The sequence below is a fragment of the Desulfotomaculum sp. genome (assembly GCF_982386235.1).
The window spans coordinates 173,839-194,102 of the sequence record NZ_CEVWQM010000002.1 but is presented as its reverse complement, the minus strand read 5'-3'; the positions used below and the strand labels follow the sequence as shown (position 1 = coordinate 194,102).

The window sequence follows — 20,264 nt, the reverse complement described above, 5'->3', positions numbered from 1 at the left end:
TCTCTTCCCTTGTTTTGTTGTGCCCAAACCGGGGCCTAAATGGTAAAATTCGCCTTCGTAGATGTAATAATTTTTATGTCACAAATAAAAAAGGGCGTGTCGCCATACGTTTTCATTTAAACGTTTTGCGACACGCCCTTTATCCTTGCACATTGTACGATCAGAGAGTATAAGATTTTAAGGATGCTAGCATTAGAAAAGCTAAGACTTGCGCCAAGCTTTTCTAATGTAATTTCTGGATAATCTTCACGAAAGTGGTGAAACTAACAATGGTGATTACATGAAACTGTGGCAGATGATTAAGAAAACCTTTGCATACAAACCCGATACAGACCGGGAGGGTTTTGTTCTTAAAGAGACTCCGGAAGAAAAAGCTCAGGTTAAAGATGGTGACCTAAGTGTTTTTATCCAACCTGAGAACCAGGATGACAAATCAGAAAGCCGTTCCCGCTTTAAAAAACCCCATCGAGTTTCCCGTAAAGAAACTCCGGCGAATAAAGATGGCAAAGAGGAAAATAGACTCCAATCTGAAAAGCAGGAGTCTGAAATTAAAGAAAATCCTGATCGAACAGAGGAGAGTAAAAAGAATAGCGGACCTAAAAGAGGTAAAAAGCCCCTGAAAGTATCCGAGGCCCAGCATGATGATCCGGATAAGGTCAGTATCCATTTAGAGATAAATAAAAAACGTATCGAAGAAATATATGATCTACCAACGAATCAGGATTTTATTATTCGTGAATTTACCATTGCATTATCACCTCCTGTGCAAGCCTTTGCTTTGTTTATGGAGGGACTCAGCGACAAAACTGTCATCAACCAGGACATCCTACAGCCCATGATGCTGTTTTCCAATTTTCATGAAAAAGTGGATGGCTATTTACTGGATCATATACAAAAAAGGGTCATCACAAGCAACCAAGTCAATGCCCATAGAGAATATAAAGCGATTGTGGCTGAGGTGAATTATGGCTCCACGGCGGTCTTTATAGATGGCATTGACCAGGCCTTGCTGGTGGAGACCAAGGGTTGGGAGCACAAGGGTGTAACTTTACCCATCAATGAACCTTTAATACGGGGATCCCAGGAGGCCTTTGGAGAAACCTTTCGTACCAATACGGGTCTGGTGAGAAAGTATATACGTTCCGCCCAATTAACCACAGAAATGTTTAAACTGGGAGAAGTAACTCAAAATGATGTGGCTATCATGTACCTAAGGGATCGGGTAAATGAAAAACTGCTGCAAGAGGTCAAAAGACGCATAACATCGATCAAAGCAGATGGCGTAGTGGATAGTGGTATTTTGGAACAATACATCGAAGAAAGGCCTTGGAATTTTGCCCCCCAGGTAATGGCCACCGAAAGGCCGGACCGGGTAGCCTTTATGCTGCTAAGGGGTAAGATAGCCATCTTTGTTGATGGCAATCCCTATATTTTAATCGTTCCTACCACCATGTTTGACCATCTGCACAGCCAAGAGGATTATTATCTACGTCCCATGTATGGCACCTTTCTTAGGTTAATCAGGGGTTTAGCCTTTTATTTAAGCTTTCTTACGCCGGGTGTTTATCTGGCCATTGTATTGTTTCATAAAGAAATGGTTCCCACTGAGCTTTTACTGGCCATCACCGGGGCCAGGGAAAAGGTACCTTTTCCAAGCCTTGTAGAGGTCATCATTATGGAAATCTCCTTTGAACTGATCAGAGAGGCAGGATTGAGGGTACCGGGCTTGATGGGCAGTACCATCGGAATTGTGGGTGCCTTAGTCCTGGGCCAGGCGGCGGTACAGGCCAATATCGTCAGCCCTATTCTGGTAATTATTGTGGCTATTACGGGCCTGGCCTCCTTTGCCATCCCTTCCTATTCACTACAATTTTCTCTGCGCATTATGAGATTTGGTTATATTTTTTTAGGAGCAATGTTGGGCTTTGTGGGAATTGTCTTTGGCTTGTTTACTCAAATGCATATGATGGCTTCCCTAAAATCCTTTGGCGTACCCTATCTGGCACCAATGTCACCCACCACCCGATCTTCCGGAGATGTGGTTTTTCGGGTGCCGGTATTTTCTTGGGAAAGAACACCGGACTATTTAAATACTAAGAAAACAAGGTTTCAACCTAAAATAGCCAGGGGTTGGGTTAAGGATAAAAATAAGACTAAAACCTAGTGGATTGTTTATCGGGTCTAGCTTGGCCGTTAGCCATTACTCAGATGCAGTTGTTTTTTAGATGCTAAAAGGTAATGGCTCATAGCAAAAAGCGAAAGGCTAATCGGAAAGGAAGAAGATCAATGCTCAAGGAAGGAAAAATAGGCATCTATGAGGGTTTTGCACTGATCTTTATATCCAACATATCCGGCCTGTTTTTATCGCTACCTTCCAGCCTAATGGAAGATGGGAAGTCTATGATTTGGCTAACATTTTCTATGGTAATTTTAGTAACAATGCTTAATTTAGTCATCGTAAATCTACTTATGAAGAGACATGACGATACCACTATTATTGAAGCCAGTGAACAGATACTGGGGCGTTATCTGGGAATTTTAGCTGGTCTAATCCTGGCAGCTTATTTTATTATGCGGGAGGCCTTTCTATTTCGCAGCTATTCAGAAGCCTTTTTGCTATCAACATTACCAAGAACACCCATTAGTATCGTATTGATAACCATAGCCACGGCCGCCATCGTCAGTGCACATTATGGTTTGGAAATCATTGCCAGAGTAGCCCGGATATGCTTAACCTTTATTGTTCTTGGTATCGTAACGGTTTTGTTACTAACGATGCCAAACATTAGTCCAAACTATATTTTTCCACTGTTTGTGGAAGATCCTTTAAAGATTATCGGAAATTCAGTATTAAGCTATTCCGTTACCAGTGAAGTGCTGGTACCTGGTCTTATTCTGCATGCCATGGGTGGATGGCGTTTTGCCGCCAAAATTAGTTTTTGGGCCATATTATGTGGTGGCTCCATAATTCTAATCGCTTCAATTATGATTTTATTAACCTTTGGTGTACAGGCTGGTTCGGAATTAACATTGCCCTTTTATGAAACCAGTAAATTAATTGCATTTGGACGTTTTCTGCAGAGAATGGAGCCAGTTTTTTTATTGACCTGGGCAATGGTAGGCTTTCTTAAATCAGCCTTATATTTGTATTTATCGACGGTCATCTTATCCCGTATCTTTAAGCTGTCAGATTATCGACCACTATTGTGGATAATTACCCTGTTATGCTTTGTGATTGCCATTTTACCGCCGGATTATCCTAGCACCTTGGAATTGGAAGGTATTATGCTGGGAACAGTAGGTTTTATTCCTGTACTAATTATTCCTTTATTCCTATTGATAATATCAATTATAAGAAATCTTGGAGTAAACGCCGGGTCACCCCGTAATGACCCTTAGGACGAAATTGATTTGAGATAAGGGGCTGTGGCAATGGGGAAGCATGGGAATAAAATACTGAGCATGATTTTATTATTACTTTTACTGCCCCAGCTTTGCGGTTGTACCGGAGGTCGGGAAACCGATGAAGTGGCACTGGTCCTGGCCGTTGGCTTTGACAAGGGAGAAAATTCTCCCCTAGAAATGACGGTTACCATAGCCAATCCTCAGAGCTTTGCTGCCGGTGAAGGAGGGGGAGGGGGTAAGGCGGAAAATTATATAACGGCCAATGTGGAGGGACCCTCTATTTGGGAATGTTATCTATTGTTTAACACCTTTGGCACCAGAGACATAAGTTTTGTACACACCATTGCTTATATATTTAGTGAAGAGCTGGCCAAGGAAGGAATGGAAAAATACCTTCACGCACTGTTACGCCAACGAGAAGTGCGCAGAAACAGTCAAATATTAATTTGCCGGGGAACAGCAAAGGAGTTTATGAAGAATAACAAACCGCAACTGGAGGCATCCCCAAACAAGCAATATCAGGCCATGGAACGGTTAGCTGGACTGACAGAGTTGTCCCCGGCAATCACTCTTCATAAGTTTTACTCAACTCTCAAATCCCTCCATAGTAGTCCTGTGGCATCACTGGTTGGAACAAATACTGGTGAAAAAAAAGCGTCTAAGAAAAAATCACCTTTACTGGTACCCTATGTAGCAGGTGAGGTGCCCCAGGAAGGGGGAAGCGCAAACGCTGAATTTATTGGCACAGCAGTTTTTAGGGATGATCAGTTGGTAGGGGAATTAGACGGTACGGAAACAAGGCTTATGCTTTTGATGAAGGGAGATTTTAATATTTCCACTTTTACCCTAAGAGATCCCAAGAAACCGAAGGATGTTATTGCTTTGCGACTTAGACAGGCCAAAAAGCCGGATATCAAAATAGTAAGTGACAAGGAAAAACTCAACATTCACCAAACCATCTACATGGAGGGAGAATTTCTTTCCATCCAGAGCGGTGAAAACTATGAAGGCACCGAAAGAAAAAAAATTGTTGAGCAAGCCTTTAACCAGCAAATGCAACAGCTATCTCAAGCTTTAATCGATAAATCAAGGGAGCATAATTGGGGCGATATATTCAATTATGATCTTGTATATAGAAAGCAAGTTAGCACATGGGAAGAATGGGAAACCCTAAATTGGAAAGAGTTGTATGATACCGCTGAAATAACGGTGGAGTACAAAACGAATATTCGACGACCAGGTCTTATGAGAACAACCAATCACATTATCAGGGGGTAGATGATTTGGAGTACCTTTTAGCCCTGATCCCTTTAATGATTGGGGCTTATACCCTTTCCTTTGTTCATTGGCTTTGGCAACAAAAAAATAAGCGCGGGGCAGTGGGAACCTTTTTATTAACAGTTTTCACCGTGACTCTTTCCTTTTATGTCATTTTTATTAGGGAGAGTTTTTGAAACCCAAAAAAAAGGAAAAAATACCCTGACTGTGGAATATCATAGTTTGGCACTTTTTTAGGGGATGTGATTTATCTTGGAAATAAAGGTTCAACCCAGGCCCTTGGACGATGCGGCAGATTTAGCCACCGCCTTAAAAAGGCTATTTACCGAGGAATGGGGCGGGCCAAAGAGTGCTCTAGCCCTGGCTTATCTCCGGGATATAGTAATCCCTGATTTAATAAGCTGCTTGAAAAAAAACTGGCAGCTATTGGCTAACCCAACCTTCCGTGAAATTCTTTGCTCCAAACTTAACACACAGTTTGCCTATCCCCTTGTCTTTGCCACCGGATTGACTGAGGACATCTTGGCCTGCACCAAGCGGGTTTTAGGTGTTAGCACCTTGCCAAACAATCATCCCTGGCAGCCCTGGGAAATTATTCTGCGAATGTTTACCATCGGCTATGGGATTCCGGAAATCGCGCAAAAAACAGGATATCCAGAGGCTTACCTCAATCTATTGCACAAAAAATATCAAGATTTTCGCAGGACCGTAGAAGCCCTGGGAGATTCCTCTGAGGAGCAGCTTTTATGCTACTACGGAATGGACGGCAACGAAATAGAATTAATGCGTTTTATGTATGATTTTCAGGGCCGCTTCCAGGCTTACAAAAATTACTACGAACGGCTTTGCGCCGAACAAATTATTATGGATACAGAATTAAATATTGATCCCGAACAATTAATAACTCTTTTTGAAGGATTATTTGAGGTGGAGAGGCTTTTGAATTTGGGACGATATGCGGATTTACTGAAGGGATCTAAAACTGCCTGGTTAACGGGTGAGAGTTACTATATTAAAACCAAGGGTTATGGACTTTTATCAGATTGGTCAAAAAAACAAATCATCGCCCTGTTGGAAAGGCTGCAGGAGAATAACTTAATTTTAGTGGATTCTTCCCAGGAACCTGTTTTAATTATCTCTGAGCAGGCTGCCCGTCTTATTGTACCAAGGGTGGTACCAGGGTTGGCTGATGAAGTGCAGAACATTTTACGAAGTAAAGCCAGGGATAAGATATCCCGCAGTACTGCAGTTTTACAAGGAAAGAATCCCGAAGTGACTGTCCATATCATTCAAGAATTGGTTCGTCGGGGTGACACAGGGGTTATTATTTGTTTTAAAGCATTACAACGCCGGGTACCTAAGAAAATATTTCTTGAACTTATTTGGGCCTGTGGCCAACTGGGGGGTAAAGATTCCGTAAGCCTGCTTTGTAAAACAATTTTGGATCGAGATAGCCTGGTCCGTTTAAAAACCTGTCAGGCCATGGGTAATATAGCCGAACCGTCCTTTTATTTTGCCTTAATAAATGCATTGGATGATGCTGTGGACGAGGTTCGGGAGCAGGCGGTCATAGCCTTGGGTAAACTAAAGATGCCCAGTGCCGTAAAACATTTAGAACGCCTGATCAATAATCCCGGAGAAGCACCACAGGTTCAAAGGGAGGCAAGGAATATAAGGGCGATGCTCATTCGCTTAAGGGAAAAAGGAAAAATTGAGGAATAATCTGCCATCTTGCCAACTCAGACTTGACGGACTATTTTGGCAAATGAGATAATAATTATAATGGCAGAACGGACATGACAAAATTTATGGGGGTGCGGATTTGTTAGAAAAAGAATTGGTAATTATAGGTGGCGGTCCCGCTGGTTATGCAGCCGGCCTTTATGCAGCACGGGCTGATATAAATGGCGTCTTAATCGAAAGGGGTATGCCCGGGGGTCAGGCAGCAGCCACTGAGTGGATAGAGAACTATCCCGGTTTTCCCGGCGGTATCGGCGGTATCGATCTTGCACTAAAAATGGATGAGCAGGCCAGATCCTTTGGCTTAGAAATTATGACTGCTGATGTAGAAAAAATTGAAAAACAGGGTGCTGAATTTATGGTTACCACGGGTCAAGATACCATCAAGGCCAAAACTATTATTTTTGCCTGTGGGTCGAAACCACAATTTTTGGGTGTGCAGGGTGAAAGTAAATTTCACGGTAGAGGCGTTTCCTATTGTGCTACCTGTGATGGTGCTTTCTTTAGAGATAAAACCGTTGCTGTGGTAGGTGGCGGGGACGCTGCTGTGGAGGAAGCCTTGTTCCTCACCAAGTTTGCCGCCAAGGTTTATATTATTCATCGCAGGGGTGAATTGCGTGCCACGAAGGTTATTCAAAAACGTGCCTTGGCCAACGAAAAAATAGATTTTGTTTGGCATGCCGTGGTGGATGATGTTTTAGGTGATAATCAAGTTGAGGCAGTGAGAATAAAAGACGTTAGAACAGGTGAACTATCCCGGCTTGCGGTGGATGGTGTATTTATATACGTAGGTACCAGTGCCAATTCAGATCTGGTAAAAGATTTAGTAGCAACGGATCCCCGTGGTTATATTTTAGCCAATGAAAAAATGGAAACCTCCGTTCCTGGCTTATATGTGGCCGGAGATGTGAGACAAAAGACACTTAGACAGGTTGTAACTGCTGTTGCCGATGGTGCCATTGCTGCCATGGAAATAGAAAAGTATCTGGCGTCCCTAGAAGATTAAAAAAAGGCTGTATCTTGGGTTAGATACAGCGAGAAAGGGAGAGGAGATTAGGTTGAGAATTCAACCTACTTAATTTAGTATAACCAAAGGTAAAAATATTTATTTGAGTCAACAAGAAAATATATAGCCCTCAGCCGTTAGCCATCAGCTTTTAGCTTGGGGTCACTTGAGCTTTTTTCTTTAAGCCTTGGGCCGTGGGCCTTGGGCTTTTTATTTTTAAGCTAAAGGCTGACGGCTAAAGCAGTGTGAAAACCTAACTGGGCTAAAGAGCCTATGCAGTACTTGAGTAAAGGAGTGGGAGATGGTTATGAAACATATCCTGGGAATTGTCGCGTCACGGAGGGTGGTTGGCAATTCTGAGATTTTGGCCAAAGCCGCCATGGAGGCAACTGGATCGGATAACCAGATGGAGATGATTAGACTGCCTGAGCTAGATATAAGGCCCTGTAGGGCCTGTTATAGTTGTCTGCCGGCAGATGTTCCCTGTCATATTGAGGATGATCTCAATTTTTTACTGGACAAAATTAGAGCTGCAGATGCTGTGGTTTTAGCTGCACCGGTCTATTTTTTAGGACCACATAGTAGTATTAAAATCTTGCAGGATCGGTTTCTTTCAGTGGGCAACAAATATCAAGATTTTGCCGGCAAACCTTGTATTACCATTGTCAGTTACGGAGTAGCAGATTGGGAGGGTTATGCCCAGGAAGTATTAAATATCACAGCAAAATTTTTAAATCTGCATCTGGTTGATAGTGCCAGATTTCTTGGGGCCAATCCCGGTGAGGTATTAGAAGATCCTGAAAACCTGGCGAGGGTTAGACAAATGGGACGTAATCTTGTGGACCCCAATTACCAGCGAAGGGTCAAGGCAACGGAATGTCCGGTCTGTTGGAGTGAAATTTTACGATATGATGGCAAGGATATAACCTGTCCCTTCTGTGGTACAAAGGGTGAACTTAAAGTAGAGGGGCAGGAGGTAAAATATATCTTTTATCCCGAACCCAAGCACCGTTTCAGTGATGAGGGAAAGCGCCATCATTTTGATGAGTTTCTCAATAGCAAGAAACAGGAGTTTATCGCCAAAAAGAACCATTACAAAGAACTGCAAGCACCCTATCGTTCCCTTGATTGGTGGGTAAAACCGTAGACTCACGGATTCGCGGGGATGGTTCTCTTAAGTCTGTAAGTCTGCCCGTAAATTCCCTCCTTATAAATGGTAACCAAATCGACCCCCATGGAATAAATTAGCAATTAACCCATGCGTTGGGGGTTTGGTAATTTAAAAAGGAGGGAATATCATGCTTAAAGTACAAAACTCGCAATTTGATCTGCCAATTTTATATCTCAACCCGGTTTATTTGCCCCAAGGTGATGGAACAATTATCTCTTATATCGATGGCAGCCAACACACGGATAAGAGAAATATTCGAAGTATTCGACGTGCCCTTTGCAAATATTTTGCATTGGATTACTCCGCTTTACGTAATAAATTTCGGGATCATTGCGATATAGGACTTCCCCCCTTAATGCTCAAACCTGGCTATGTTTTATTGCCGATAAAAACACGTATTGCACGCTGTAAAGGGGATCCCTGCTATGCCTATATAAACCTTTATTATGTTGCTTCGGTAGTTGAACAGACTGGACGAGAGGGAAGATCAACAATCAATTTTAACAATGGCACGGGTATAAGCTGTCATAACACGGTCAAAACCATTAAGAACAAGATCATGTTGGCCAAAAGTGTTGATGAGAAATCTCAGGCAGCGGGGCATAAGGATCAGGCCATAGAAGAGATCCTGGACTTATTTAGTAAAATACTACGAAAGGATAAATAGCTAGTCTCGAACATATATGACATTGTTTTGGGTTGCATTCTTTGCCACCCTAAAACGAATCTTTCACTCAAAGGAGCCAGGCAGCAGGGTTTCTATAAACCGATGTCATTCTGAGCGACAGCGAAGGATTACATAACTGCATACTAAAACCCAAGGCCTACAGCAATTTTTCACAGTGAAGCATAGCAAAGAAGCAATTGTTTTGGTTAATAAATTTGTTGGACAAACTACTGAAAAGTAATTCAATTACATATCCTGGAGTGATGAGAGTGAAGCTTACCTATTTTGGCCATTCTGCATTTTTATTGGAATCCCAACAGGTAACCATTGCCATTGACCCTTTCCTAAGCGGCAACCCAGTGGCTCCTAAGAATATCAACATAAAACCAGACTATATTCTTGTCAGCCACGGACATGGCGATCATGTTGGTGATGCCCTAAGCATCGCCAAAGAATCTTTAGCTACCATTGTGTCGGTTTTCGAATTGGCCAATTTTTGTGCCAGGCAGGGGGTTAAGATACACCCCATGCACCTCGGCGGTTCCCATGATTTTGGCAGTTTTAAAGTAAAACTAACCCTAGCCTTACACGGCAATTCCACCGGCGGCGATCAAGGTCCGGCTGAATATTTGGGTAACCCCTGCGGCTTTTTAATCCGGGTTGAGGATCGGCTAATTTACCATGCCGGAGATACCGGATTATTTGGCGATATGAAATTGATAGGTGACTTAAATAGCATTGATACGGCACTTTTACCCATCGGCGATAATTTTACCATGGGCCCAGAGGATGCCTTGGAAGCCGTTAAGATGTTAAATCCTAGACAGGTCATTCCCATGCACTACAATACCTGGCCCCTCATAAACCAAGACCCAATTGCTTTCCAAAGGTTGGTAGAACAATCAACAACTGCTAAGGTGAGGATTATGCAACCAGGGGATACCATAGAAATATAAGATATTATCACAAAATGGCAGGGAATGGTCTGGACCATTCCCTGCCAACAATTAAAAAGGAAGTGTCGCTTTACCTATTAATAAATCGTTTTGCGACACTTCCTAATTCTGTCTAAGATTAATGTTTGGTTTTGTTGTGGATATATTGATAAGTAACATCTGCAATAAAGAGAAGTTCTTTAAATAATCTAAGCATGTTCGTGCACCTCTTTTCGGTAGTCATTGGAAGCCTTGCTATGCTTCGATTTTAACTCTAAAAGGAGGGTAAGTAAAATACAGATATGATGATGCAACCTATAAGGTAATCCTTATGGGCTGCTATTCTTCCCGAACCTCAGCTTATTTTAGAATAAAAATATTGACTACAGTGAATATTAGGTGTAAAATAATATTTTTTGATAAAATTAGTGATTCATGTTATACTTTATTAGGTATAATAAATGGGGGTGAATGAATGTATCAGGTTGGGGATAAAGTTCTTTATCCTATGCATGGGGCAGGTATCATTAATGCAATTGAAGAAAAGGAGATCCTTGGGAATAAGCAGCTATATTATGTAATGAATGTTAGAAACATGCAGGTAATGTTTCCCATGGAGTCTGAGGCGCGAGTAAGACCTATTGTGGGCTTAGATATATTGGAAGAAGTATTTATAACTCTCAATGAAGGGGAGTTTGACGCAACCATTAAGCCAAACCAAAGATACAGAACTAATTTGAATAAAATGAGAACCGGCGACATTTGCCAAGGGGCTGAGGTTATCCGTGAGCTAGTTCTAATGAGTAAAAGAAGAGTTCTTTCCACAGGAGATAAAGCAATGTTAGATAATGCTCTACAAATATTAATTAGTGAACTAGTGTTAGTAAAAGGAATTGGTCAAGAACAAGCGGTTGATTTATTAAATCAGGTAATGAATAATTAGAAGGACCACTTTAAAAAGTGGTCCTTCTAATTATTCATTATAACTTTATAATATTCTCCGCTTGTGGTCCGCGATTACCCTCTACCACGTCAAATTCAACACGTTGACCTTCATCCAATGATTTGTATCCTTCACCGGTTATCGCGCTAAAATGAGCAAAGACGTCTTTGCCGCCGCCATCTACTTCAATAAAACCAAAACCTTTTTCTGCATTAAACCATTTTACTGTACCTTGCATATTTGTTACCTCCAATTTTTTATTAATGCTATCATTTTTTATTTTCCAACAAATAAAAAAGTCACACATTGTAAAAGGTTCCATCGCACAAATAACAACCCTTTACAATATGTGAGCTAAAGGTTAATTCATGTTTTTATATATTACCACTATTTAACTTATAATGCAAGAACTTTTAGTAAAAAAATGAAAAATTAGCTATGGTATAATTGGTAATGTTCCTAAACAAAAATATCTATGCTATACTTGGTTAAAAGGGCTTTCAGAAAGGAGAATCATATTGTATTACAATAATTTGTTTGAAAATGACCAACCCTCCGTTCATTCCTAGGACGGGGATGAACAGATACGTTTAAAACCTCCCCGTCTAGAGTAGAGATTTCTATAAAAATCTTTCTAAATAGGCGGAGGTAACCGATCATGAACAATACAGTATTAGGAGCAATATGTTTATCTTTGGCAGCTAGTATCTGGGGCAGTATGTATGTGGTAAGTAAATATGTACTGGATTTTATACCCCCAATTACTCTTGTTTGGTTAAGATATGTGGTTGCGTTCTTTGTTTTATATCTCATCTTAAGAATTTCCCAAAACCAGAATAAAAATCCTGAAAAATTTGAAAAGAAGGATTGGCTGCTCTTAGGGTGGATTGGATTTATTGGATATTTTGTTTCAATTTCTTTTCAGTTTATCGGGACAAAACTTTCAGATGCCCATACAGGTGCACTAATCACCTCAGCAACACCAGCCTTCATTGTAATATTTGCCCGATTGGTTTTAAAAGAAAGTCTTACTACACGCAAGCTTTTCTCCCTTTTATTAGCTACTATTGGGGTTGCAATTGTTGTAGGTTGGGATTCAAGCCTTGGCAGTCACCTTTGGGGAAGCATCATTTTAGTAGGCGCTGCTATAACGTGGGCCTTACTATCTGTTTATGTTAAAGTGGCATCGTACAACCATTCCTCATTAACCATAACAACTTATGCTATTTTATTTGCTTTAATTTTTACAACGCCGTTTATGTTGTGGGAGACTCAAACGAACAACATCGTGCTGAATACAGAAATCATCCTGGGTGTTCTGTATTTGGGGACGGTATCAACGGCGGGTGCTTTCTTCCTGTGGAATAAGGGCATGGAGATGATCGATGCTGGAATTGGGTCGTTGTTTTTCTTCTTCCAACCTTTGGTCGGCTCTTTTTTAGGCTGGCTATTACTGAATGAACGTTTGGATTTAAACTTTTTTCTGGGTGGGGCGTTGATTTTATTAGGCGTCCTGGTTGTTACGATTAAGAAGAAGAGTTAAATAGAATGTAAAAAGGCAGGGACAACCGAGGCCACCACCAATAACCTGTGACATGTTCGTCAGGAAATGAATCCTTTTTCAAAATTCAGACGAAAAAAGCCGCTGATCCATAAGATCGGCGGCTCTTTCTGTTGTGGAGGCACAGTAAGCAGCACAATGGTAAATGCCGGTAATAAGTTGGAGAATTCAGAGTTGGTTTCGTATTAAAATTTAAATTGCCTACATAAAAACATCAATTAAGTACATGGTCGTGCCAAGGCGTCGGTTCTAAATTATGTTTTTTATAGGAAGTAAGCCAAAGGAATTCTTAGTTCTATAAATTCTTGAATATGCCCCGAGTCACTAAAACTCATTTGATTATTGCTCTAGAGTAACTCTGATGACTGCAGAAACAGTATTCTTGTAGGAGTGATCTTTTTGACAGACGATACTCCCGGCATAAAAAGATTAACCATTCTTTTTATGGTTGTTTTCATTATCGAACTGGCTGCGGGGATTTATTATGGTTATTTTTTGGATGCAAAAATGCAAGATGCATTTGCAAGAACAGCGAATGCTTTTTATGTATTTTTTGTAGAGCCTCTCCGCTTTGCCTCCATTGGTTTAGTGTGGAATCCCTTGCCCAGTGTGCTCCAATTGCCTTTCGTAGCTTTTTCTCAAATATGGAAGCCCTTAGTGACGCATGGCATAGCAGCATCTATTATCAGCTCTTTATTTGCCGCAGGTAGTGTGGTTGTTTTATTCAAAACCTTTCTAAAATTGAATATTTCTCTAAAATTAACACCAATTATTATTTGTCTATACACAATTAATCCCTTTATCTTTTTTTATGGGTTTAATGGTATGAGTGAAGGACTTACGTTCTTTTTCATGATTTATGCGGTCTCCTGCCTGGTGTTGTGGATGAAAGAAGGGGCTGCCCACTATATTATGAGGATAGCTTTTGCTTTAGCATTCGCTTTCTTTTGCCGGTATGAAGCCATTCCCTTTGCCGCCGCCATAGGGTTGGGCGTGCTCATCATTATCTTTTTCGGCCCTGCCGTTAAAGACTTTGTTCCCCAAGGGCAACTCAAGGAAACTTATTATTATGCAGAAGGCACCGCTATTGTACTCTACACACCGCTATTGTTTGCGGTTTTCCTATGGATCATGTTCAACGGAATAATTTCCGGCAATCTACTTTATTTTCTTAATTCACCATATTCTAATTCTGCCTATCTAAGTCTAACCAGCGGAGTTACCGAGACTCCCTGAGAATTATTCAGAAATGTGGTATGGGAGAAAAGTGCTCCTTTCATTCCGGTGTTTGCAGGAATTGTTATTGTCAGGATTATAAGAAAAAAGTTATTCAAACATGATTTTTTGGTTTTGCTAATCATGGTGTTGGCAGTTATTCTCTTTCACTATTTAATGCTCCTTAGTGGCTCTTCTTATGGCTGGCTGCGCTTCTTTTCTTATGCATTGCCCATTACGGTGGCATGGCTTCCTTATGAAATTACCCAAATCAACCAAGAAGCTTATCTTCGAAAGTTACTATTGCTGGGTATTTTAGTAATATCATTGCTTGTATCGTGTGGATTAACATTAAGCACTCTCGGAAATCTCCAAAAATCCCCAGAGGAGCATAGTTCCATGGGGACGACAGAAAGCCGGCGAATTGCCGAGTATATTAATGAAAATCTTCAGGAGGAAAGAGTATTGATGGATTCTTTTGTTACAGGAGAGATTCTCGTCAATATAGCTAATATGTCCAATATAGTGGTAAGCGCCAGCCCCGATTTTTATGAGAGCCTGGAGAATCCGCATAAATGGGGAATCACCTATCTTTTGGTACCCAACCCTAATGAAGGGACGGGAAAACTGGATGCTCTTAATACCTGGTATCCAAATTTATATGCAGGCCAAGAGGACTGGTGTGAACAAGAGGCATCCTTTGAAGGATTCAAACTGTTCAGGGTAATTTATTAATATTTATTAATTAACGAGGAGATAAAAAAAGAGCGGGGGAAGAATTGGCGATATCCTATTATTTCTTAGACATGTAACACCGGAGATTCTTTACCGCTATTTAGCCACACAAAATAATTTGGGCTGGGTTGGTAATAACTATAAGCTGCAAATGGCGAAAAAGATCCCATATGAAATCGCACTTAAATATAACGCCATTCTGATTAATAGCAGACCGGACTCCTATATCGTTGCCGTAGGGGAAATATTGCCTGAGGAGAGTATCCGGGTAATTGAAAGCTATCTTGATAAACCGATGGAGCAGGTATTAGCTACCATAGTTGAAATTGAAAACCTGTGGGAGAGGGCATATGGTCATAGATTATCCGAAGACAGTGTGTTCAAACTGTATGAGGAACAGCCGGAAAATTCTGCCAAAGGACAACGCATGGTCTTGATTGCAGTCTGTATAGCTTTTTTAACTGTCCTTATTGCTAATTATCAGATTGCTTTTTTTATTGGGAATATCTTGGTTCAAGGAATATATGCCGTGATGACAATTTTAAAGCTTTATATTGTCAATAAAGGTTCCTATAGAGATGCTCAACTCCATTTTACACCGGAGGATATTGCAACAATTGATGAGACCGAACTGCCCGTTTACACGATTTTGGTTCCTGTTTATAAGGAAAAAGAGGTAATTAAGCAGCTTATTCATAATATCCAGGCTTTGGATTATCCGCAATATAAGTTAAATGTATGTATCCTGCTTGAAGAAGACGATAAAGAGACCCTCGAGACCGTTATGAGCATGAATTTGCCGCACTATTTTATACCGATTATCGTTCCTGCTTCTCAGCCTAAAACAAAGCCGAAGGCATGCAATTACGGATTAATCCGGGCCAAGGGCAGATATGTGGTTATCTATGATGCCGAAGATCGACCCGAACCGGATCAACTGAAAAAAGTCTATCTTGCTTTTAAGCAATTGCCGGATAATTATGTGTGCATTCAATGCAAACTGAATTATTTTAACAGCAATCAAAATTTGCTGACTCGCTTTTTTACCCAAGAGTACAGTATGTGGTTTGAATTATTACTGATCGGCGTCATGCAAAGCAAAACGCCGATTCCTCTAGGCGGCACATCCAATCATTTTAAAATTGACTTTTTGCGGGAAATAGGAGCATGGGATCCCTTTAATGTCACAGAGGATGCTGATTTAGGGGTCAGACTTTTTAAAAAGGGCTACAATACGGCGATTATTGATTCCCGGACCTGGGAGGAAGCTAATTCAGATATATCAAACTGGTTGAGACAGAGATCCCGCTGGATCAAAGGGTATATGCAAACTTGGCTAGTGCATATGCGCCACCCTGTTCAATCATTCCGGATTTGTGGTCTTAGAGGCTTTATTGGCTATCAGGCGATGGTTCTGGGTACACCCTTGCTTCCTTTATTAAATCCGATATTCTGGTTCTTATTGGTCTTTTGGTATCTGACTCATGCAGGGTGGATTAGTGCTCTGTTCCCAGGAGTTCTTTATTATCTAGCTTGTTTCCAGTTGATTTTTGGAAACTTTATGTTTATGTATACAAATGCCGTTGGCATGTATTGGGTAATACGTGATTGTTCGTTAAAAAATAAACAACCTTTTTCCTACGGTTTGATCAAGTATGCACTGTTGACCCCTCTTTATTGGATACTAATGAGTGTTGCCGCTTATAAAGCTTTGATTCAATTGGTATTAAAGCCCTTTTATTGGGAGAAAACAACGCACGGCTTAACAGCAACTAAATATGATACAGTCAATAGAAGCAATTTATCGGCCTAAATCGGAGGGTATCAATGCAAAAAAAAGCGAAATCACGGATAGTTAAATTGTTTATTTGGACTATCGTAATTTTTCTGCTGATTCCTTGGGCTGCCTTTGCCCAGCCCTCGGCACAAAACCTTCAGGGAAAGAGTTATAAGCTTCCTTTTATCAACACAGATCAACCCCTTAATAGTCCAAGAAATGCTGTTTCCTATTGGTTTTTTATGCCAAAGGGGACAACTGTTACCGATCCGTGCAACCTCAACATTCATTTTACCTTTTCCAATACATTGATTGATGCCAAATCCAGCCTGACGGTCTACATCAATGGAATTCCTTTAGAAACAAAGAGGATTTATACCTTGCAAGAAAAAGGGCAGGGTTGGTGGAGCGTTACACTGCCGACGGATAAGATCAAGCAAAATGCTGTCAATGAAATTAAGTTTACCAGTGAGCAGCGTTCAATTGAGGGAGAATGCGCCGATATTGATAATCCGAGCAACTGGGTGATTTTACACAGCGATTCTTATTTAAATATAACCCTAAAAGATTATTACCTTGCCGAGTTATCAGGATTTTATCCAATATATTATGAGGGATTAGCCGATCAAAGCCTGTTGGCAACGGATTTTGTACTTTCCAAAGGAAATAAGGAAGAGTCCTTACTTGCTCTGCTTAAGCTTTGTTCTTCCATAGGTGCGTCCTATACAGAACGGCAAATGCTGGATTTTCGGGTCTATGAAGAAACCATTCAAGAGCCTGATCCGGTAGGCAATGTCTCGGTACGAAATAAAGTTTATCTCGGTCCTTTCCCAGGTTGGCAGGATAATCAGCCGCTGCAAGCTATGGCGCAAAATTTGAAAGAAACGGAAGGATATCTAGGCATTACAGGACCGACGGAGAGTACACCTTATTATGCAACGATTATTGGGGGAAAGGACGCAAGCGGCTTCCAGAAGGCCGTAAACTTGATTACCAACCGTGCTCTGTTGGAACAGGTCGACCAGCCCTCACTCATTTTAAAATCACAGGTTCAGTCAGTTGCCAGTACTTTTAAAGCAAAAAAAGAAGGAGTTTACCATTTTTCTGATTTTGGCTACCCGACGATTAATTTGGCGGGAGCCTTTCATCAACGAGCCTATTTGACTTTTATTCAGCCTCAGGAAATTCAAAGCAGCAAAGGGTCCTACATTAATTTGAAGTTCAGCCATTCTCAAGCCCTTATATCCGAGCGCTCGCTGATTACGGTAAAGATCAACGGAACTCCGGTTGCCAGCACGAAGCTGACAAATGCCAATAGTGAAGGTGGAACATTAAAGGTTGATATACCGGAAAAAGATTTAAAGTCGCCGATCCTTGAGGTAGGAATCGAATGTTACAACTATTTAGGATATATTGATTGTTCCAAAGATTATTCGGACAGTGCCTGGACCGTGATTGATGAGGCTTCCGAAATTGTCTTTTCACCGGGAAATAAGATTACAGCTATGAAATTATCTTTGTGGACGACAGTAATGATGATACACCAGCAATAATTTCCCAATTTGCCAGCAAAGATCAGAGGATCAAACTAATTCACCGGGAAAATAAAACCGGATTGTCTTCGGCGGTGATTTGCGGCTTTGAGCATGCACAGGGAGATATCTTGGCTGTGATGGACGGAGATTTGCAGCACCCTCCCGAAATGCTGTCTAAGATGATGAAAGAAATTGAGCAGGGAGCCGACCTGGTCGTCCCCAGTCGCTTTATTCCCGGTGGCAGTGACGGAGGATTGAACTGTTTCAGAAAACTTGTCTCGGCAACAGCGCGATATATCGGTAAAATCCTGATCAAAAGCCTGAGGCGGGCTTCAGATCATACCAGTGGAATATTTATGCTGAAAAGGGAAGTGATCAAAGGAAAACAACTGAATCCAGTGGGATGGAAAATACTTATGGAAATCCTGGTGATGGGAAACTATCACACGTTGGTAGAAATTCCTTATGCCTTTAGTTGCCGCAATTTAGGGCAATCCAAGTTGAATCTGAAGGTACAACTCCAATATTTATGGCATATTATCACTTTGCTGAGGCGCAGTGAGAGTGACCGGCATTTTTATGTTTTTTGTCTGGTGGGAGGTTCCGGAGTCATCGTCGATATGCTGATTTTTGCCTTGCTAGGTTACACTTTTGCCGAGATGAGTGTAAATACAAGGGCTGTTATTTCTGCCTTGGTTGCGATGATTTCTAATTATACTTTAAATAACTTGTTATTTTTTAAGTAAGTTTTGGGTCTGGAGGGAAGGAAGAGCTCTTTTCCCGGGTTACAAACGAGTCAGTGAAAAGAATTACCCGGATATTCGTGCAAAGAAATGAGGGGCTTATGAAAATTATCTTATTGTCCGGCGGGTCGGGGCAAAGGCTTTGGCCCTTGACCAATGGGGCACGGGCCAAACAGTTCGTAAAAGTATTAAACAATGAACGAGGCCATCCTGAGTCGATGGTCCAGAGGATTTGGCGGCAGTTGGCGGGAAGCGGTTTGGCAGACAAGGCTGTTTTTGCCATTGGTAAAAATCACCAGGCGATGTTGCGCAAGCAACTGGGTCAGGAAATAAAAGTGGTCATCGAACCGGAACGGCGGGATACTTTTCCGGCGATTGCTTTAGCAACTGCTTATTTTAATTCTGTGGAAAAAATATCGCCCCAAGAGGTAATTGGAGTCATTCCCGTAGATCCTATGGTGGAGGACAGTTTTTTTGAGCGAGTGAATGAAACAGAAGAGATATTGGCAAGGTCAGGGGCTGATTTGGCTTTAATAGGTGCCCAGCCTACCCTTCCTACGGAAAAATACGGTTATATAATTCCAGAGAGAACGGACAGTCAGCAGGGCTATTGGGTTGTCAAGGGGTTTAAGGAAAAACCGCAACAGGCAGAGGCCCAAAGGCTAATCAAAGAAAAGGCACTCTGGAATTGTGGCGTCTTTAGTTTCAGACTTAATTTTTTACTGGAAATTCTTAAAGAACAAAATTTACCCACGGACTATGACGAGCTGTTGGCTTACTATGATCGGCTGCCTAAAATCAGTTTTGATTACCAAGTGGTGGAAAGAACCAAAAAGATTGTAGTATTGCCTTATACGGGAATCTGGAAAGACCTGGGAACCTGGAATTCATTAACGGAGGAGATGCCTCAGAGGGTGATTGGCAAGGGAATCATCGCAGGGGCTGACAATGTACATCTGGTTAACGAACTAGGTATTCCTATCCTCGCTTTAGGATTGAGCAATAGCGTGGTTATAGCCACACCGGACGGGATTTTGGTAGCGGATAAACAAATGAGTCCCCAAATCAAGCAGTTTATCGAGCAGATTGAGCAAAGACCAATGTATGAAGAACGGGGTTGGGGCTGGTATAAAGTTTTGGAACACATAAACTACAATGATGGATATAAAATTATGGTTAAAAGACTGGGCATCAACGCCGGAAAAAACATTAGCTATCAAAGACACTTTCAGCGCAGTGAAACCTGGAGCATTGTACAAGGAAAGGGAGAGGTAGCCTTGAATGGCATAATTTTACCTGTTGAGGCCGGATCCGTATTGGAAATTTCCCAGGGAGATCTTCACTCCATTCACGCTATAACAGATTTAGAGATTATTGAAATTCAGAAGGGCGGTAATCTGGTTGAACAGGATATTGAACGATTTTTATTTAATTGGAGCGAAATAGAGAATGAGTGTCATCGTAAAAAAATATGTAATTAGAAAACAGCCTGTTTTGTTTTAAAAGGGCGGTTTTCAGTGTTCAAATGCCATTATTATTTGATAAGATGGAGG

At 41.3% G+C, this 20,264-nt stretch carries 18 protein-coding genes; 17 read left to right on the top strand and 1 reads right to left on the bottom strand.

Annotated features, from left to right (window positions below):
• Positions 1 to 280: 280 nt before the first annotated feature.
• The 10 genes from AC1U9Z_RS02015 (at position 281) to AC1U9Z_RS01970 (ending at position 11,145) form a co-directional block, all read left to right on the top strand.
• Positions 281 to 2,164, top strand: a complete 1,884-nt coding sequence (locus AC1U9Z_RS02015) for a spore germination protein (RefSeq protein ID WP_479955516.1) — start codon at positions 281 to 283, stop codon at positions 2,162 to 2,164.
• A 122-nt stretch (positions 2,165 to 2,286) separates the two neighbouring features.
• A complete protein-coding gene (locus AC1U9Z_RS02010) occupies positions 2,287 to 3,399 on the top strand; it encodes a GerAB/ArcD/ProY family transporter (protein WP_479955515.1) in 1,113 nt (370 codons plus the stop codon).
• A 33-nt stretch (positions 3,400 to 3,432) separates the two neighbouring features.
• Positions 3,433 to 4,683, top strand: coding sequence for a Ger(x)C family spore germination protein (locus tag AC1U9Z_RS02005; protein WP_479955514.1), 1,251 nt, complete (start codon positions 3,433 to 3,435; stop codon positions 4,681 to 4,683).
• Between the two features lie 5 nt (positions 4,684 to 4,688).
• Positions 4,689 to 4,859 carry a hypothetical protein gene (locus AC1U9Z_RS02000; protein WP_479955513.1) on the top strand — a complete coding sequence of 57 codons (171 nt, stop codon included), beginning with the start codon at positions 4,689 to 4,691 and terminating at the stop codon, positions 4,857 to 4,859.
• 76 nt (positions 4,860 to 4,935) lie between these two features.
• The gene (locus AC1U9Z_RS01995; protein WP_479955512.1) at positions 4,936 to 6,405 is read left to right on the top strand and encodes a HEAT repeat domain-containing protein; all 1,470 of its coding nucleotides are present in this window, start codon (positions 4,936 to 4,938) and stop codon (positions 6,403 to 6,405) included.
• A gap of 100 nt (positions 6,406 to 6,505) precedes the next feature.
• Positions 6,506 to 7,429, top strand: a complete 924-nt coding sequence (gene trxB, locus AC1U9Z_RS01990) for a thioredoxin-disulfide reductase (RefSeq protein ID WP_479955511.1) — start codon at positions 6,506 to 6,508, stop codon at positions 7,427 to 7,429.
• Between the two features lie 301 nt (positions 7,430 to 7,730).
• Positions 7,731 to 8,576, top strand: coding sequence for a flavodoxin family protein (locus tag AC1U9Z_RS01985; protein WP_479955510.1), 846 nt, complete (start codon positions 7,731 to 7,733; stop codon positions 8,574 to 8,576).
• A 151-nt stretch (positions 8,577 to 8,727) separates the two neighbouring features.
• The gene (locus AC1U9Z_RS01980; RefSeq protein ID WP_479955509.1) at positions 8,728 to 9,267 is read left to right on the top strand and encodes a hypothetical protein; all 540 of its coding nucleotides are present in this window, start codon (positions 8,728 to 8,730) and stop codon (positions 9,265 to 9,267) included.
• A 269-nt stretch (positions 9,268 to 9,536) separates the two neighbouring features.
• Positions 9,537 to 10,223, top strand: a complete 687-nt coding sequence (locus tag AC1U9Z_RS01975; protein ID WP_479955508.1) for a metal-dependent hydrolase — start codon at positions 9,537 to 9,539, stop codon at positions 10,221 to 10,223.
• Between the two features lie 454 nt (positions 10,224 to 10,677).
• The gene (locus AC1U9Z_RS01970) at positions 10,678 to 11,145 is read left to right on the top strand and encodes a CarD family transcriptional regulator (RefSeq protein WP_479955507.1); all 468 of its coding nucleotides are present in this window, start codon (positions 10,678 to 10,680) and stop codon (positions 11,143 to 11,145) included.
• A 37-nt stretch (positions 11,146 to 11,182) separates the two neighbouring features.
• On the opposite strand, the gene AC1U9Z_RS01965 is transcribed toward AC1U9Z_RS01970, so the two are convergent.
• Complete coding sequence (locus AC1U9Z_RS01965; protein WP_479955506.1) at positions 11,183 to 11,383, bottom strand: cold-shock protein; 201 nt, start codon at positions 11,381 to 11,383, stop codon at positions 11,183 to 11,185.
• Positions 11,384 to 11,803: 420 nt separating this feature from the next.
• On the opposite strand from AC1U9Z_RS01965, the gene AC1U9Z_RS01960 reads away from it, so the two are divergent.
• From AC1U9Z_RS01960 to AC1U9Z_RS01930, 7 genes are all read left to right on the top strand, one after another.
• Positions 11,804 to 12,688: a DMT family transporter gene (locus tag AC1U9Z_RS01960; RefSeq protein WP_479955505.1), complete on the top strand. Its 885-nt coding sequence runs from the start codon at positions 11,804 to 11,806 to the stop codon at positions 12,686 to 12,688.
• A 417-nt stretch (positions 12,689 to 13,105) separates the two neighbouring features.
• Entirely contained in the window at positions 13,106 to 13,942 is an 837-nt protein-coding gene (locus AC1U9Z_RS01955) for a hypothetical protein (RefSeq protein WP_479955504.1), read from the top strand.
• Positions 13,943 to 13,957: 15 nt separating this feature from the next.
• Positions 13,958 to 14,656 carry a hypothetical protein gene (locus tag AC1U9Z_RS01950; protein ID WP_479955503.1) on the top strand — a complete coding sequence of 233 codons (699 nt, stop codon included), beginning with the start codon at positions 13,958 to 13,960 and terminating at the stop codon, positions 14,654 to 14,656.
• A 151-nt stretch (positions 14,657 to 14,807) separates the two neighbouring features.
• Positions 14,808 to 16,469 (top strand): glycosyltransferase family 2 protein, encoded by a 1,662-nt coding sequence (locus tag AC1U9Z_RS01945; protein ID WP_479955502.1) that lies wholly within the window; start codon positions 14,808 to 14,810, stop codon positions 16,467 to 16,469.
• 14 nt (positions 16,470 to 16,483) lie between these two features.
• Complete coding sequence (locus AC1U9Z_RS01940; RefSeq protein WP_479955501.1) at positions 16,484 to 17,986, top strand: cellulose biosynthesis cyclic di-GMP-binding regulatory protein BcsB; 1,503 nt, start codon at positions 16,484 to 16,486, stop codon at positions 17,984 to 17,986.
• On the top strand, positions 17,953 to 18,714 hold the full coding sequence (locus tag AC1U9Z_RS01935; protein WP_479955500.1) for a glycosyltransferase: 762 nt from the start codon (positions 17,953 to 17,955) through the stop codon (positions 18,712 to 18,714). The genes AC1U9Z_RS01940 and AC1U9Z_RS01935 overlap by 34 nt, the downstream gene beginning before the upstream one ends.
• A 98-nt stretch (positions 18,715 to 18,812) precedes the next feature.
• Positions 18,813 to 20,192 carry a sugar phosphate nucleotidyltransferase gene (locus AC1U9Z_RS01930; protein ID WP_479955499.1) on the top strand — a complete coding sequence of 460 codons (1,380 nt, stop codon included), beginning with the start codon at positions 18,813 to 18,815 and terminating at the stop codon, positions 20,190 to 20,192.
• Positions 20,193 to 20,264 lie beyond the last annotated feature (72 nt).